Source organism: Microbacterium sp. NPDC097977 (genome assembly GCF_040302605.1).
Taxonomy (GTDB): domain Bacteria; phylum Actinomycetota; class Actinomycetes; order Actinomycetales; family Microbacteriaceae; genus Microbacterium.
Genome location: NZ_JBEOUR010000073.1, coordinates 1 through 16536, shown reverse-complemented (window position 1 = coordinate 16536; position 16536 = coordinate 1). Strand labels below are relative to the sequence as shown.

The window sequence follows — 16536 nt, the reverse complement described above, 5'->3', positions numbered from 1 at the left end:
GATGCGATCAGCATCCGCCCCCCTCTGCTGTCTGTCCGAGTCATGGCGTGCACAATTCAGCACGGACGGGTGCCGATCGGCACCGACACCCGCCGGTTCGTCGATGGAACGACCGTTCTCTGCTGAGTCGTGAACGGGCGACCCCCGTCACCCGTGAGTCCGCCACATTATCTTGCACACTATTGTGCACATTAGCTACCATAGACGCATGACCACCCGTGCTCCCCGTCGCGATTCCGTCGAGAACCGTGCCGGAATCCTCGATGCGGCCCGAGAGACCCTCGCCGCCGATCCCCGCGCCTCGATCGACGTCATCGCCCGCAGCGCCGGCCTCTCCCGCCGCACTCTGTACGGGCACTTCGACGACCGCGAGGCGCTGATCCGCGAGCTCATCTCGGTGGGCGCGCAGCGCTTCAACGCGATCGCCGAGTCCGTGACCGACGCCGACGCGCGCATCGCGCTCGCCCGGCTCGCAGCCAGACTCTGGCAGGAGGCGTCCCACGTGCAGGTCGCCGCGGCCCTCGCCCTCGACGAGGCGCACGTGCAGCACACCGCCGACGCCCTCGCGCCGCTTCGCCGCACCGTCGCGGCCCTCGCCCGACGCGGTCAGGACGACGGCAGCTTCCGCACCGACATCGCCGCACCGACGCTCGCACGCCTTATCGAAGAGGTCGCCCGCACAGTCGTATCCCGCACCGATGCCGCGAGCATCGGCGCCGAGAACCTCGCCGTGCGCACGCTCCTCAGCATCGCGGGGCTGTCCTGGCGCGATGCCGACGACCTGCTGACCGCGCATCCCGAGATCATCGGATCCGAGCGGGTCGACGCATGAAGATCACTCTCCACGAGGTGAGCAAGGGGCGTGGCGGCCAGGCCCTGCCCACCACCAGCCTCGAATTCCACACCGGTGCCGTGCGCTTCGCGATCGCCGAGACCGAGCAGCGACCGAGCGTCCTCGGCCTGATCGCGAGCGGGCGGATGCGCCCGGACACCGGCCGCGTCACCATCGACGGCAGCGCCGACAACCGACGGCTGCGCCGCACGATCGCGCTCGTCGACGCCCCGGACGTCAGCGACCCGCATGCCGACATCACCCTCGCGGGCGTCGTCGGCGAAGAGCTCATGTTCGCCGGCGTCGGAGCGACACCCCTGCACTCGCGCCGCTGGCTCACGCAGCTCGGCTTCGGAGAGCTGGCGGGCGTGTCGATCGGCAACGTCGATCCGGCCGCCCGCGTGCGCATCCTGTGCGAGCTCGCGGTGCTGCGCAAGGGCACCGAGGGCGTGGTGCTCGTCTCACCCGACCGCCACGGCGGCAGCCCGGACGGCTGGTGGCGCATCGCGTCGGAGTTCGCCGACCGCGGGTACGCGATGCTCGTCATCGTCGGCGGATCTGCCGCGGTCGCCCTCGAACGCATGCATGAGCTCGAGGCCATCAACGCCTCGGGTCCGATCCCGCCGCTCGTCCTCGACTCCCCCGCCGACGACGAACCGACGGCGGGCGCGGACATCGTCACCGACACGGCTGCGGACGACGACGCAAACCCGGATCCCGACCCCGACACCGACACGGCTGCGGACGAAGACGAAGACGCCACAGCCACGGATCCCGCCATCGACACCGATACCGACACCGATATCGACACAGACACAGACCAGAACGGAGCAGGGCGATGAAGGTCCCCTCCATGATCGCCGCCGAGCTGCGGCGACTCACCGCGAGCAAGATGGGCATCATCGCGCTGATCGCGCTCGTGTGCGTGCCGATCCTCTACGGCGGGCTCTACCTCTGGGCCAATCAGGACCCGTATGCCAAGTTCCCCGACGTCCCCGTCGCGCTCGTCGTCGACGACGAGGGCGCTGCGACCCCCACCACGGGGACGGATGCTCCGACCGGCGAGACCGTCAACTACGGCGAGGATGTCGCCGACAACCTCATCGAGGGCAACGCCTTCGACTGGCAGCGCATGTCGGACGACGAGGCCGCGAGCGCCCTGCGCGAGGGCACGGTCGACTTCGCGGTGACGATCCCCACGGACTTCTCCGCCGCGCTGACCTCGGCATCCGGCGACGACCCCCATCAGGCGCGGATCGAGCTCGAGACGAACGATGCCAACAACTACCTCGCCTCGTCGATGGGCACCCAGGCGGTCGAGAAGATCCGCAGCTCGGTCGCCGAGATGGTCGGGAGCGAGGCCGCGGAGCGGCTGCTCACCGGATTGAGCGAGGTGCGCGACAAGCTGGTCACAGCCGTCGACGGCGCGACTCAGCTGACGGACGGTGCCAACACCGCGGCGACCGGCAGCGCGACCCTCGCCGACGGCACGGCGCAGCTCGCAGACGGCACGGCGCAGCTCTCGACCGGCGCACAGACGCTCGCCGGCGGAGCGCAGACACTCGCGAGCGGGGCGCAGACGCTCGCCAGCGGCGCACAGCAGGTCAGTGACGGCAATCGGCAGCTCGCCGATGTCGCCGACCGCGCAGGCAACGCGGTCCAGCAGGCCGCGAACGCGCTGCCCCAGGTGCGCACCGACATCGCGAACGCGCTGACCGAGCAGGGGCTCACCCCCGCAGAGGTCGACCAGGTCCTCGCGAAACTCGACCCGCTCGGCACCCGCCTGCAGGAGGGCAACGCGCAGGTGCAGGGGGCCGTCGGCAAGGTCGACCAGCTCGCCGCCGGCGCAGCATCCGTCGCCTCCGGAGCCGCCGACCTCGCATCGGGCGCCGGTACGCTCGCCTCCGGCGCGGGCACGCTCGCCTCCGGCGCCGGCACCGTCGCGACGGGCGCCGCCGCCGCGAACGACGGTGCCGCACAGCTGCGCGACGGACTCGGCACGCTCGCCTCCGGCACGGCCGAGCTGCGCGACGGACTCTCCGACGGGGTCGCGCAGATCCCCGTCTCCACCCCCGAGCTGCGCACCCAGCAGGCCGACACCATCGCCGACCCGGTGAAGGTCTCCAGCGACAAGGTCGCCTCCGCCGAGGACTACGGTGCAGGCCTCGCGCCGTTCTTCGCCGCGCTCTCGGCATGGATCGGCATCTACGCACTGTTCCTCATCGTCAAGCCGATCTCCCGTCGCGCCGTCACCGCGCTGCACTCGCCGCTGCGCGTCACCCTGGCGGGGTGGCTCACCCCGGCGATGCTCGGCGCCCTGCAGATGGTGGGGCTCATGGGCATCCTGGCCATCACGCTCGGCTTCACGTTCAACAACCCGATCGGCACGCTCGGGGTGATGGTCTTCGCCTCCGCGACCTTCGCCGCCATCATCCTGATGTTGAACGTGTGGCTCGGCTCGGTGGGGCAGTTCCTCGGTCTGGTGCTCATGGTGCTGCAGCTCGTCACCGCGGGCGGCACCTTCCCGTGGCAGACGCTGCCCGCCCCTCTGGCCGCCCTTCATCATGTGCTCCCGCTCGGTTACGTCGTCGATGCGATGCGGCAGCTGATGTACGGCGGCAACCTGGGCCGGGCCGGCTGGGATCTCGTGGTGCTCGGCATCTGGCTCGTCGGCGCGCTGCTGCTCGCGGCGATCGGCGTGACGCGGATGACGCATCGGAGAACGCTGCGCGATCTGCAGCCGAGCCTGATCGGCTGATCCCCCGCTCGGTGCGACCGAGAACCCGGCGGCGTCCCACGCCGTCCGTGGGTGTGAGTAGGATTCCCAGAGTGCGTCCGATGAGACGCGCTCTGGGGCTCAGTGGGACCGGGTCCCACCATGCCGTCCGAAAGAGTTCTCGATGATGACAACCGATTCGCCCGATCCTGCCCCGGTCGCGCGCACCTCTCTGCGCGGTCGCATCGGCCGCATCGCCTTCCTCGTCGTGGCCGCGGTCGTCGTGATCGCCGTGGCCGCAGCGTTCGTCGTCACCTGGACCATCCAGCGGTCCTTCCCTCAGACGGAGGGCACCCTCCCCCTCGACGGGCTGCAGGCGCAGGTCACGGTGCAGCGGGATGATCGCGGCATCCCGACGATCACCGCCGAGTCGACGGACGACCTCTTCTACGCCCAGGGGTTCGTGCACGCGCAGGATCGATTCTTCGAGATGGACTTCCGCCGCCATGTCACGGCGGGCAGGGTCGCCGAGATGTTCGGAGAGTCGCAGGTGGCGACCGATGCCTTCCTGCGCACCCTGGGCTGGCGCGTGGTCGCCGAGGCCGAGGTCGAGGCGATGGACGAGGTGACGCTCGGCTACTACGAGGCGTACGCCGACGGCGTGAACGCGTACCTCGGATCCCGATCCGGCTCCGAGCTGTCGCTCGAATATGCCGTTCTGGGCATACAGAATCCGGACTACGCCCCGGAGCCCTGGGAGCCCGCGGACTCCGTCGCCTGGCTCAAGGCGATGGCCTGGGATCTCCGCGGCAACGTCGACGACGAGGCGGCACGCTCGCTGCTCGCCTCAGAACTCGCGACCGGCGCCGATCCGGACTCGGCGCAGGCCACTCTCGAGCAGCTCTACCCGCCGTATCCGTTCGACGAGAATCCCGTGATCGTCCCCCAGCTCTCCACCCTCGAGACGGGCACCGAGCCGGTCGTGTTCACCGACGACGCGCACGACGGTGAGATGCAGCAGGCGGCCACCACCATCGAATGGCAGGAGGCCTCCGACGTCATCGAGGCGGCGAGCCTGCTCGTCGGGGATGTCGGGGAGGGCATCGGCTCGAACTCGTGGGTGGTCTCGGGCGACCTGACCGAGAGCGGCCTTCCCCTGCTCGCCAACGACCCTCACCTCGGTGCATCGCTTCCCTCGGTCTGGTACCAGGTGCAGCTGCGGTGCAGCGAGGTCACGGATGCCTGCCCGTTCGATGTCGGCGGCTTCTCGTTCTCGGGCCTCCCCGGAATCGTGATCGGACACAATCAGCAGGTCGCCTGGGGGTTCACCAACCTGACCACCGACGTCACCGACCTGTACGTGGAGCGTCTGGAGGGCGACCAGTACTGGCGCGACGGCGTGCTCGTGCCGCTCGACCAGCGCACCGAGACGATCGAGGTCGCCGGGGGCGACGACATCGAGCTCACGATCCGCTCGACCGTGCACGGCCCCCTCATCTCGGGACTCACCGACGACTTCACCGCGATCGCCGCCGATCCCGAACCCGGACTCGCGGCGGGCGGGTCGACCGCCACCGCCCCCACCGGCGAGGACGCCGACGACGCCGAGGACGCCGAGTACGCCGTGAGCCTGCGGTGGACGGCGCTGGACCCCGGGACCGCGGCGACCGCGATCTTCGCCCTCTCGACCGCGCAGAACTTCGATGACTTCCGCGTCGCGGCCTCGCTCTTCGACGTGCCGGCGCAGAACCTCGTCTACGCCGACGTCGAGGGCAACATCGGCTACCAGGCGCCGGGGCGCCTGCCGATCCGCGGCGCGGGAGACGGATGGATGCCGCAACCCGGCTGGGACAGCCGCTACGACTGGACCGGGTTCATCCCGTTCGAGGAGCTCCCCATGTCGTACAACCCGCAGTCCGGGTACATCGTCACGGCCAACAACGCGATCGTCGCCGACGACTATCCCTACTTCCTCTCCCGGGACTGGGACTACGGCTACCGCGCCGATCGCATCGAGCATCTGATCGAGCGTCGAGCCGCCGCGGGCCCACTGACCGCGCAGGACATGCGCGAGATCCAGATGGACAGCGAGATGTGGATCGGCAAGCGGCTGGCCTCGGCGATGGATGACGTCACGGTGACGGGCGCCGGCACCCGGGATGCGGTCGACCTGCTGCGCTCCTGGGACGCCCAGAACACGGTATCCTCGCCCGCCGCGGCCTACGCGAACGTGCTCTGGTCGAATCTCGTGCGCAACATCTTCGCCGAGCGCGAGGATCCGCTGCCGATCGAGGGTCATGGCCGCCTGTTCACCGTGGTCGGAGATCTCCTCGACTCCCCCGCGGACCCGCTCTGGACCAACCCCACCCTGGGTGTCACCAGCATGAATGAGATGCTCGCGGTGTCTGCTGAGGAGGCCTACGACGAGCTCGTGGGCCTGCAGGGCGACGCCGTCAACGCGTGGCGGTGGGGTGACCTGCACGCGATCACCCTGACCAGCGACACCCTCGGCTCGTCGGGGATCGCCCCGATCGAGATGCTCTTCAACCGCGGACCCTACCCCGTCGGCGGCGGCGCGTCGGTGGTCAACGCCACGGGATGGGATCTCGGCAGCTCGTACGCGACCACGACCGTCCCGTCGATGCGGATGGTCGTCGACCTCGCGGACCTCGACTCCTCGACGTGGATCCACCTCACCGGCGCCTCCGGGCACGCGTTCGACGAGCATTACATCGACCAGACCGACGACTGGGCCGCGGGTGTGCAGAAGCCGTGGGCGTTCTCGCCGGCGGCGGTCGATGCCGCCACCCGGCACACCCTCGTTCTCGTCCCGGCGGGCTAGGGGGCGTCGGGATCCGCGGGCCACGAAGTCAGCCGGCATCGGAGTCAGCCAGCATCGGAGTCAGCGGGCCTCGCGGTCAGGCAGTATCGCGGTCAGGCCGGACCGGGTGCGGCCCCGGGGCGCACGGATGCCGCGGCGGCGCGGCGCGCGATGATCCAGATGCCGACGGCCGCCGCGAAGAAGATCGCGCCCAGCATCGCCCAGCCGGGCAGTCCGAACGTGATCGCGGTCGCATTCACGACGATCGGGGCGGCCAGCGCGCCGACAGAGAACCCCATGCCGAACACGCCCTGGTAGGCGCCGGCTCGCACCGGATCGGCCAGCTCGAAACTGAGTCCCCACGCCCCCGCCTGCGACAGGATCTCGGCGAAGGTGTGGGCGATCATCCCGACGATGAGAATCACGATGGCGGCCCAGGCCGGCATCCCTGCGGCGAACGCGTAGACCAGGCATGCGGCGACCATCAGCCAGCCGGCGATCATCGTCACGCGCCCGGCGACGCGCAGGTTATGCGTGCCGCACGATGCCCGCACCTGGAAGAGCACCACGAGAGTCGTGTTGACGATGAGGAGCACGGCCACCATGACCTCGGGGGCGTTCGTGTTCTGCGTGATCCACAGCGGAACGCCGAACTCGGCCACCCCGAACTGCATGCCGAAGATCGCCGAGAGTCCGCTCAGCGCGAGATATCTCGGGTCGCGCCACGGCGAACGCCGGTTCCAGTCGCTGCGCTCGGCGGATGCGGCGGCCGCGGCCTTCGTGTCGATCGACCCCGTCTCGGTGCGGAGCGTCTTGATCCGCACGCGTGCCGGCGCATCGACCGCAGGGGTGAGGCGCAGCAGCGGCAGCGAACCGAGCGCGCAGATGGCCCCCGCGCAGGCGATGACGGTGCGGTATGCCTCGGGAGTGCCCAGCGCCAGCGCGATCGCGCCGAGTCCCGACCCTGCCGCGATCGCGATGTTGGTGACGGTACGCAGCACGGCCCGCGCGTGCACACGTCGCTCCGACGCGAATCCCCGCGCGATGATCGCCGACCGCGCCGAGTGGCCGAGGGTGTCGAAGAAGCCGGCGAGGCTGGCGAGCAGAAGGGCGGATGCGAAGTCACCCACGAAGGCGTACCCCGCCAGCAGCGCGCCGCCGGTGAGCTCGAATCCGAACGCGAGGCGTCGCGCGCTCCAGCGATCGGCGAGCCAGCCGCCGAGGAACGACGCCACGACACCGCATCCGCTCGACACTGCCAGCACCACCGCGGCCTGCGCCGGAGACAGCCCGATGATCTGAGTGAAGAAGAGCACGGTGACGGCGAAGAAGACCCCGCGCCCGATGCGCGAGACCGCGGTCGCCGCGACCAGGGCGCGCAGCACCGGGTCGTCGAATCCCGCCGCCAGTCGCGCGAGAGGACCGCGGGTGCGGCCGGTCGGCTCCTCCACCGCCGGGACCTGGTCGGGATCGGGTTGCGGGGAAGACACCACTTCATCCTCGCACGAGGGACGGACACCGCCCATCGGCCGAGCTGCGGTGACCGCGGTCTCTCCCTCGTGCAGAGGCCTGCGGTTCGCCGCATCCGTCCTGCTCGGTTAGCGTTGACGGGTGGTCTCCAGCTATCTCGCCCCGAAAGGCACGCCCGTCACCCTGCTCGAGTACGAGCACGGCGGTTCCACGCTGATCGCCGAGACCTTCGGCGAAGGCCCCCGCACCTTTCTGCTGCTGCACGGCATCGGCATGGGTCGCAGCGTCTACCTCGACGTGGTGCAGAGGTTGCACGGGCGGGTCATCGCCCTCGATCTGCCCGGTTTCGGCGAAGCACCGGAGCCCACCCGCACGCTGACCATGGAGCGGCACGCCGACCTCGTCGCCGCCTACCTGCGGCACGCCGAGGAGGGACCGGTCGTGGTGATCGGCCATTCGATGGGCAGTCAGATCGCGGCGGAGCTCGCGGCACGGCATCCGTCGCTCGTCGCGGGCGTCGTGCTCGCCGGCCCCACCGTGAACAAGGCCGCCCGCAACGTCGCGGCGCAGGCGAGCTACCTGCTGCGCGACCTCATCGGCGAACGCCCCCTGGTGATCTGGCGCGGCGCGAGGGAATACCTCCGCGGAGGCCCCCACCTCATCCGCAAGATCCGCGCGACCATCGTGCATCAGCCCGAGAAGGCGTTCGCACGCATCGAGCAGCCGGTGCTCGTGCTGCGCGGAGAAGACGATCCCCTCGCGCCGATGAGCTGGTGTCAGGAGATCATCGACGAGATCCCCGGCGCCGACCTGCGGGTGATCCCCGACCACGGCCACGGCACGCTGATCACCGACTCCGAGCCCGCCGCCGAGCTGATCCAGCGCTTCGCCGACGACCTCTGACCCTGGCGACGGCGCGGCCTCCGGCCGGGCGGCGTGGCCTCTGGCCGGGCCCGGCGCCGGTCAGCCGGCGGCGGGAGGGGTCTGCTTGGAGTCGGCGAGCTCGTCGACGACCAGGTTGCGCTCGTCGGTCGTCCCGTTGCGATACGCCTGCCGTCCGACGATATGGGCAGACAGCGGGGCGGTGGCGAACTGCATGAGCACGATCGGGGTCACGAGGGCGAGTCCCACGAGGATGCTGCCGAGGGTGCGCTGCGACAGCGCGATCGCGAGACAGATGAGCACGAGTCCCAGCACCTGCGGCTTCGTCGCGGCGTGCAGTCGCGACGGCACGTCGCGGAACCGCAGCAGTCCGACTGCGGCGGACAGGCAGAGCACGGCGCCGAGCAGGATCAGCACGAGGACGGCGACGTCGATGACGGCGTCGGGGATGGCAAGGCCGAACACGTTCATGGTGTCGTGTTGTCCCTTCTCGCGACGAACCGGGCGACCGAGATCGAACCGAACACGCCCACCGCGGCGATGATCAGCAGCACCGGGATGGTGCGGGTATGCCCGTTGATCGCCATCTCGGCGCCGAGCACGCACATGACCTCGGTGAGGAGCACGTCCGATGCGACGGCACGGTCGAGGATCGAGGGACCGCGCACGATCCGGACGATCGTGAGGATCGCGGCGATGCCGAAGATGACCATGATCGCCAGCAGGAGAACGTTCATCGCACACCGCCCTTCATCGAGTCGCCCGAGCGCACCGCGCGCTCATCGGCCTTGAGGGCACGGTACTGGTCGGGGGCGCCGAGCGCACGGACGACCCGACGCTCCCAGCGCAGCACGCCCTCGCGCTGCTTCTCGACGTCGGCCATGCTGCGCACCCCGATCACGTGCAGGTAGAGCACCTGACGGTCGCGGTCGGCCTCGACCACCAGCGAACCGGGGACGAGCGAGGAGACGACCGACACGTGCGTCATCATCAGGTCGTCGGCGTAGCGCAGCGGTACGGCGACGATGGCGGCCCCCGGCTGACGTCGGAAGTCGAACACCTGCGCGGTCACGGCGAGCGCTCCGCGCAGCATCGCGAACAGGAACTGCACGAGCAGCAGCAGGGCGTACCAGACGTTGATGCGGCCGGACAGCTCAACCGTCGGCAACCGGAACACCCGCGTCACGAACACCGCGACCACGAGCCCCGAGAGGAACGAGAGCACCGTGAACTGGCTCCACAGGAGCATCCACAGCACCACGAGCCACGCGAGGAACGGAAGCTGCACGCGCGTGTCCCGCCAGAAGTGACGGCCGGTCTCGGAGGGACTCATCCGTCGACCTCGCCTTCCAGCTGCACCAGGCTCACGGGCTCGAGGAGCACCGCGCCGATCCGGTCGCACAGGGCGTAGAGGGGGCCGGCGAACACGGTGAGAGCAAGCGTCACCCCGACCATCCCTGCCGTCGCGACGGTCATGATCCGCGGGATGCGGCGGCGCTCCTGCTGCTCGTCGGCGGCGGGCGCGTTGCCGAGGTACGAGATGCGCCCCTCGGTCTCGGTGGAGTCCTCCTCCTCGCGCCAGAACGCGAGGTTCCAGGCGCGCATCAGGGCGTACAGGGTGAGGAGCGAGGTGACGATGCCGCCGCCGATCAGAACGATCATCAGAGGCGTTCCGACCGACGCCGCCGCCTCGAAGAGAGCGAACTTGCCGATGAAACCGGAGAACGGGGGCAGACCACCGAGGTTGATCGCGGGGATGAAGTAGAGCACGGCGATCACCGGGGCGACTTTCAGCAGCCCCTTCACGCGCAGGATCGACGTGCTCCCCGCACGGCGCTCGATGAGACCGACGGCGAGGAACAGGGTGGTCTGCACGACGATGTGGTGGACGATGTAGTACACCGTCGCGCCGATGGCCGCGGGCGTCGCGATCGCCAGGCCGAAGATCATGTACCCGACGTGGCTGACCAGGGTGAACGACAGGATCCTCTTCAGCTCGGCCTGCGCGACGGCGCCGAGCACCCCGACGATCATGGTCGCGAGCGCGATGATCAGCAGCACCGTGTCGATGCTGTTCTCGGCGAAGAGCTGCGTCTCGGTGCGGATCAGCGCATACACGCCGACCTTCGTGAGCAGTCCGGCGAAGACGGCGGTGACGGGTGCGGGTGCCGTCGGATACGAGTCGGGCAGCCAGAACGAGACCGGGAAGATGGCGGCTTTGATGCCGAAGGCCACGACCAGCATGAGATGCAGCACGAGCTGCGTCTCTTGCGGGAGCTCGGTCATCCGCTCGGCGATCTGCGCCATGTTCACGGTGCCGAGCGCTCCGTAGATCATCGCGATGGAGGCGAGGAACAGGATCGACGACACGAGCGACACCACGATGTAGACGGCACCGGTGCGGATGCGGGACTCGGTGCTGCCGAGTGTGATCAGCACGTACGACGCCACGAGGAGGATCTCGAATCCGACGTAGAGGTTGAAGAGGTCGCCCGCGATGAAGGCGTTGAAGATGCCGGCGGCGAGGATCAGATACGACGGGTTGAAGATCGAGATCGGCGTCTCGTCGGTGCCGTCGGCGGCACCCTGGCCGATGGAGAAGAGGAGGACGGCGAGCAGCACGATGCTCGAGATGAGCACGAGGAGAGCCGCGAGACGGTCGACGTAGAGCACGATGCCGAAGGGCACCGGCCAGCCTCCCACCGAGACGGCGATCGGGCTTCCGCCGTCGACGGCGACCAGCAGCACCGCCGCGATCACCGACACCGCGGCGAGAGTCGCGACCGTGACGAAGACCTGCAGTCGGGGTCTGCGTCCGAAGATCAGGGTGACGGCGGCGCCGAGCAGCGGCAGACCCACCAGCAGGGGGACGAGTGCGCTCATGGGCGGTCCTCCCTGTCGGTGTCGTCGGTGTGCTCGGGGGCGGAGTCATCGGATGCCGTGTCGGCCGCCGTGTCTCGGGCGGCGTCCGCCGCATCCGTCTCGTCGGCGTCGGACGCGTGCGTATCGGCATCCGCGCGGAAACCGGAACGCTCGTCCGACTCCGGCGAGGACTCGCGCTCGGCGTCGTGGCCGGCTTCGGAGGAGCCCCCGTCGTCGCGGGGGGCCCGCGACGCGTAGGCGCGATCGACCGGTGCGTCGTCGTGGATGGCGGGGTGGTCGCGCATGTGCAGCACGGTGATGGGCGCGGTCTGCACGCCGACGAAGTCGGTGGTCGCGGAGTCGTCGTCGGCGTCGGCCTCGTCGTCCATGAGGTCTTCGTCGGCATCGGTGCGCTCGCGGAGAGCGATGTCGGCCTCGTCGTCCTCGACCGTGTCGGCCTGACCGAGCTGCCAGGAGCGGTAGATCAGGGCGAGCAGGAATGCCGAGACGGCGAAGGTGATCACGATGGCGGTGAGCGTCAGCGCCTGCGGCAGGGGGTCGCTGAGCTCGCCCTCGGTGCCGAAGAAGGGGGCGTTGCCGGGAACGCCCATCACGATGAGCAGCAGCAGGTTCGTGGCGTTGCCGAGCAGCAGGAATCCGATCAGCACGCGGGTGAGGCTGCGCTCGAGCATCGCGTAGACACCGCAGGCGAACAGCACCGCCATGATCACGATCAGGGTCAGCGAGACATCCATCAGACGCTCACCCCCCGCTCACGGAACTCCTGGGCCTGGCGGTCGACCTCGGCGCCGAGGCTGCGCAGCACGTCGAGCACGAGCCCGATGACGACCAGGTACACGCCGACGTCGAAGATGGTCGAGGTCACGAACTCCATGTGGCCGATACCGGGGATCTCCCACTCCCAGAAGTTGCTGGTGAGGGGGGCGAGGCCGAAGAACAGCGGCACGATCGCGGCTCCGACGGCCAGGATCAGGCCGGTGCCGAGCAGGCGTCCTGCGTCCGTCGGCGCCGCGGCTCCGAGCTCCCAGCGACCGCCCGCGACGTAGCGCATGACGAGCGCCATGCCCGCGACGAGCCCTCCGGCGAAACCGCCGCCCGGCAGGTTGTGGCCGGCGAAGAGAAGGAAGATCGACACGACGATGATCGTGTGGAACAGGACGCGGACGATGACCTCGAGCAGGATCGACCTGTTCTCGGGCCTCATCTTCTGGCCGCCGACGAGCCAGGCGCGCGGGCTGCTCTCATTCTCGGACGTCTGGAACCGCACACCCTCGGTCGTCTCGACCAGCGGACGGCTGAGAGTCCGGCGGCGGCGCGCCTTGGGAAGGGTCTTGGTCGCCGCGAGCATGTCGGCGCGATGCGTGACGAACACGAGCGACGCCACCCCGGTCGCCGCGAGCACGAGGACGGACAGCTCGCCCATGGTGTCCCAGCCGCGCAGGTCGACGAGGGCCACGTTGACCACGTTCTTGCCATGGCCGATGTCGTAGGCGAGCTGCGGGAACATCTCGGAGATCGGATCCGCGACCCGCGACTGCGTCGCCACGATCGCCACCAGCGCCATCGTCAGCCCCACGCCGACGCCGAGCAGGGCGCGGGGGATGCGGCCGACGGAGGCATTGTGCTCCCCCATCCGCGCGGGCAGACGACGCAGAACGAGGGCGAAGGTCACCATCGTCACGGTCTCGACGAGGATCTGCGTGAGCGCGAGGTCGGGGGCACCGCTGGTCGCGAACAGCACGACCATGCCGAGACCGGTGATCGACACGAGCACGACGCCCGTGTACCGCTTCTGCGCGCGCACGGCCATCACACCGGCGGCCGCCATCATCGGCGCGACGACGAGCTGCACCGGGGTGTGCCAGGCCGAGAGCTGGAAGCGATCGATGTCAGTGGCCACGAGGGCGGTGATCTCGGCCGCGACGAACACCACGAAGATCGTTCCGACGTAGACCGGCAGCGATCCGCGCTGGGTGAGGGTGGTGCTGAGCACCGAGAGCCGGTCGACGCCGCGCATCACCAGGTAGTAGACGTCTGCCGCGGTGAACCGGATCAGGCGCGGCTTGCGATCCCACCCGGTGCGGATGCTGAGCAGGAAGAGGCCGGCGCCGAGCAGGATCGACAGGATCGAGATGCTCAGGGCGGGCTCGAGGCCGTGCCAGAGAGCGAGGTGTCCCGGCCCTTCGACCGCCTCGCCCGCGGCATCCAGGCCCGGCGTCGCGGTGAGTGCGTATCCTTGCAGCGCCACATCGAGTGCGGGGGCGCCGATCCCCGCCGCGAGCGTCACGCCGGCGAGGATGATCGGTGCCGAGAGGAAGCCGACGGGCGGGTCGGGCCATGCCGTGTCCTGGCGACGGTCGCCGGCGCCGTCGCGCTTGGTCCAGAACGCCCCCCACAGGAAGCGGATGCCGTATGCCGCAGTGAGCATGGACCCGATGCTCACGCCGATGATCGCCACGAGTCCCCACGGGGATCCGTGCAGGGCGTCGTCGAGCAGCGCGGTGAGCGTCGACTCCTTCGCGACGAACCCGATCGTGGGGGCGACTCCCGCCATCGAGGCGACCGAGATGAACGCCGCGGTGGCCATGACCGGGGCCTGCCGCCCCACACCGCTGAGTTCGTCGATGTCACGCGTGGACAGCTGGCGGTCGATCACCCCGACGATCAGGAACAGTGCCGACTTGAACAGCGCATGACCGATCACGAGGGCGACTCCGGCGAGTGCGCTCGCCTGCGTGCCGTAGCCGACGACGATCGCGAAGAACCCGAGCTGGCTGACGGTGCCGAACGCGAGGATGCGCTTGAGGTCGGTCTCGCGCAGCGCCTGGATGCCGCCGAGCAGCATCGTGACCACGCCCAGCGAGATGATGATGGGACGCCATGGGCCCGTGAAGGCGAAGATCGGTGCGAAGCGCGCGATCAGGTAGATGCCGGCCTTCACCATCGCCGCGGCGTGCAGATAGGCGCTGACCGGTGTCGGCGCGGCCATGGCGCCGGGCAGCCAGAAGTGGAACGGGAAGAGCGCGGACTTGCTGATCGCACCGATGAGGAGCATCACGACGGCGGCGTCGACGATCGGCCCGGTGGGTGCGAGCTCGAGGATCTCTCGGATGCTGGAGGTGCCGGCATCCACCACGAGCAGCACGACGCCGACGAACATCACCAGTCCGCCGAGCGTGGTGACCAGGAGAGCCTGCAGCGCGGCTCGACGACTGGCCGCGCGACGCCGGTAGTGACCGATCAGGAGGTAGGAGAGGATGCTGGTCACCTCCCAGAACATGACCAGCATGACCAGGTCGTCGGTGAGGACGAGTCCGTACATCGCCCCGGCGAAGCCGAGCAGGACGCCGGCGAACTGGCCGATCCCCGCGGAGTCGTCGTGGAAGTACCAGCGGCAGTAGAGGAGGACGAGCGCGCCGACGCCCGTCACGATCAGCGTGAGCACCCAGCCGAGCACGTCCATGTGCATCGACAGATCGAGCCCGAGCTGCGGGATCCAGGCGATCGACACGAACGGGGCGGGGCCGTCGAGCACCTGGGGGGTGACCACGAGGGCGTGCACGAATGCCGCGGCGGGGATGATGGCCGCGACGGCGAATGCCTGCGATCCCAGCCAGCGCACCAGAACGGGCATCAGGATGGACCCGAGGAGGAACACGGCGAGGAGCGTCAGCATATACGCGGCTCCTCGAAGCTCGTCGGCCGGATGCGGCACAGGCGGGCGGGTGTCTATATCGAGTTTACCTGGTGTTTTGGCCCTTTCGGTCCGCGGATTCGGTGCAGAGGTCACACAAATGGCCGGTTCGCACCGTCATCCCGGGCAATCTGCCCTGTCCGAGATCCGTGCGGGGGTGCGATCCTGGTCGAGGTGGCCGACGCCGTGACCTCCTCCCGGCGTCCTCCATCCCCGACCGCGACACCCGCACCGATGAGAGGCCCCCATGCGCATCGCCCTGCACTCCGAGATCCGCGACGGCGCGATCGACGACTACCGCTACGCTCACGTCCGCATCCCCGACGCCCTCGCCGCGACCTTCGACCGCATCGGCATCCGCGACTGGACGATCTGGCGCTCCGGCCACCGTCTCTTCCACCTCGTCGACTGCGAGGACTGGGATGCCGCGGTCGCCGCGCTGCAGGACGACCCGGCCGATCACGCCTGGCAGGCCGACATCGGCCGTTTCGTCGAGGTGTTCCGCGATGCCGAGGGGGCAGAGGGGACGGCGCCGCTCGAGGAGATCTGGGATCTGCGCACGCAGGTCTCCTGACATCCGGGCACCGGGCAGGTGGGCGCTCGGGACGCGTGACAGAGTAGCCCCGTGACACGGGTGTGGATGCGGGAGCTGTCGGGGTGGATCCTCGCCGCAGCCATCTCGCTGATCAGCGTCGCCGCGGTCGCGGCCTCTCCTCGCGCCGAACTGCTGTTCCGCGACGGCGACTCACTGGTCGTCGCGATGCTCGCCCGTTCCGTGCTCTCCGGGCAGCCGCTCGACTGGGCGATGTCGAGCGTGCTGTTCGTGCCCGAGTCCGCCGCGTTCACCGCGCTGGACGTCGTGCTGCCGCTCGGCACGAACGGAGTCCTCGCTGCGAGTGCGGTGGTGAACCTCCTTGCGCTGTACGGCGCGATCCGCCTGGTCGCCGGACGCTCCCGACCGGGGCATGCCCCGATCGCCTGGTCTCTGCTCGCCCTGGGCGCTTTCGGCGCCTCGGCGATGACCGAGGTCTCGTCGTCGCGTGAGGCCCTCGAACTCGCCTCGCTGCAGGCGACCACCACGTACTACTCGGCGACCGTCGTCGCGGTCGTGCTCGCGGTCGGGCTCGTGCGCCGCATCCTCGACCGCGAGTCGCGCAGCCCGGCCATGGTCATCGTCCTCGCCGCGGTCGCGCTGGTGTCGACGTTCTCGAATCCCCTCTTCATCGCGTGGGGCGTCG

At 69.6% G+C, this 16536-nt stretch carries 13 protein-coding genes and 1 pseudogene; 7 read left to right on the top strand and 7 right to left on the bottom strand.

Annotated elements, in window-relative coordinates:
* The first annotated feature begins 208 nt into the window (after positions 1 to 208).
* The 4 genes from ABTZ43_RS14290 to ABTZ43_RS14275 all read left to right on the top strand — a co-directional run bounded on the left by ABTZ43_RS14290 (position 209) and on the right by ABTZ43_RS14275 (position 6390).
* Positions 209 to 832, top strand: coding sequence for a TetR/AcrR family transcriptional regulator (locus ABTZ43_RS14290; RefSeq protein WP_253385115.1), 624 nt, complete (start codon positions 209 to 211; stop codon positions 830 to 832).
* Positions 829 to 1674 (top strand): hypothetical protein, encoded by an 846-nt coding sequence (locus tag ABTZ43_RS14285; protein ID WP_350539304.1) that lies wholly within the window; start codon positions 829 to 831, stop codon positions 1672 to 1674. The genes ABTZ43_RS14290 and ABTZ43_RS14285 overlap by 4 nt, the downstream gene beginning before the upstream one ends.
* Positions 1671 to 3590 (top strand): YhgE/Pip family protein, encoded by a 1920-nt coding sequence (locus ABTZ43_RS14280; RefSeq protein ID WP_350539303.1) that lies wholly within the window; start codon positions 1671 to 1673, stop codon positions 3588 to 3590. Before ABTZ43_RS14285 ends, ABTZ43_RS14280 begins: the two co-directional genes overlap by 4 nt.
* 145 nt (positions 3591 to 3735) lie before the next feature.
* Positions 3736 to 6390, top strand: coding sequence for a penicillin acylase family protein (locus ABTZ43_RS14275; RefSeq protein WP_350539305.1), 2655 nt, complete (start codon positions 3736 to 3738; stop codon positions 6388 to 6390).
* A gap of 92 nt (positions 6391 to 6482) precedes the next feature.
* Here ABTZ43_RS14275 and ABTZ43_RS14270 read toward each other — a convergent pair whose 3' ends face one another.
* On the bottom strand, positions 6483 to 7859 hold the full coding sequence (locus ABTZ43_RS14270; protein WP_350539302.1) for an MFS transporter: 1377 nt from the start codon (positions 7857 to 7859) through the stop codon (positions 6483 to 6485).
* Positions 7860 to 7980: 121 nt separating this feature from the next.
* Here ABTZ43_RS14270 and ABTZ43_RS14265 point away from each other — a divergent pair, with 121 nt between their 5' ends.
* The gene (locus ABTZ43_RS14265) at positions 7981 to 8742 is read left to right on the top strand and encodes an alpha/beta fold hydrolase (RefSeq protein ID WP_149421866.1); all 762 of its coding nucleotides are present in this window, start codon (positions 7981 to 7983) and stop codon (positions 8740 to 8742) included.
* Positions 8743 to 8802: 60 nt separating this feature from the next.
* On the opposite strand, the gene mnhG is transcribed toward ABTZ43_RS14265, so the two are convergent.
* From mnhG to ABTZ43_RS14235, 6 genes are read right to left on the bottom strand one after another with little or no spacing between them, the layout of a single operon-like run.
* Positions 8803 to 9192: a monovalent cation/H(+) antiporter subunit G gene (mnhG, locus tag ABTZ43_RS14260; protein WP_056414241.1), complete on the bottom strand. Its 390-nt coding sequence runs from the start codon at positions 9190 to 9192 to the stop codon at positions 8803 to 8805.
* Complete coding sequence (locus ABTZ43_RS14255) at positions 9189 to 9458, bottom strand: MrpF/PhaF family protein (RefSeq protein ID WP_149421868.1); 270 nt, start codon at positions 9456 to 9458, stop codon at positions 9189 to 9191. The genes mnhG and ABTZ43_RS14255 overlap by 4 nt, the downstream gene beginning before the upstream one ends.
* On the bottom strand, positions 9455 to 10054 hold the full coding sequence (locus ABTZ43_RS14250) for a Na+/H+ antiporter subunit E (RefSeq protein ID WP_350539301.1): 600 nt from the start codon (positions 10052 to 10054) through the stop codon (positions 9455 to 9457). The genes ABTZ43_RS14255 and ABTZ43_RS14250 overlap by 4 nt, the downstream gene beginning before the upstream one ends.
* Positions 10051 to 11604: a Na+/H+ antiporter subunit D gene (locus tag ABTZ43_RS14245; RefSeq protein ID WP_056414249.1), complete on the bottom strand. Its 1554-nt coding sequence runs from the start codon at positions 11602 to 11604 to the stop codon at positions 10051 to 10053. Before ABTZ43_RS14245 ends, ABTZ43_RS14250 begins: the two co-directional genes overlap by 4 nt.
* Entirely contained in the window at positions 11601 to 12338 is a 738-nt protein-coding gene (locus ABTZ43_RS14240; RefSeq protein WP_350539300.1) for a Na(+)/H(+) antiporter subunit C, read from the bottom strand. Before ABTZ43_RS14240 ends, ABTZ43_RS14245 begins: the two co-directional genes overlap by 4 nt.
* Entirely contained in the window at positions 12338 to 15280 is a 2943-nt protein-coding gene (locus tag ABTZ43_RS14235; protein ID WP_350539299.1) for a Na+/H+ antiporter subunit A, read from the bottom strand. Before ABTZ43_RS14235 ends, ABTZ43_RS14240 begins: the two co-directional genes overlap by 1 nt.
* Before the next feature lie 265 nt (positions 15281 to 15545).
* Between ABTZ43_RS14235 and ABTZ43_RS14230 the strand changes: the two genes are divergently transcribed.
* Both ABTZ43_RS14230 and ABTZ43_RS14225 read left to right on the top strand, forming a co-directional pair.
* Positions 15546 to 15872 (top strand): L-rhamnose mutarotase, encoded by a 327-nt coding sequence (locus ABTZ43_RS14230; RefSeq protein WP_350539298.1) that lies wholly within the window; start codon positions 15546 to 15548, stop codon positions 15870 to 15872.
* Between the two features lie 51 nt (positions 15873 to 15923).
* A pseudogene (locus tag ABTZ43_RS14225) lies at positions 15924 to 16536 on the top strand (hypothetical protein); the annotation flags it as partial.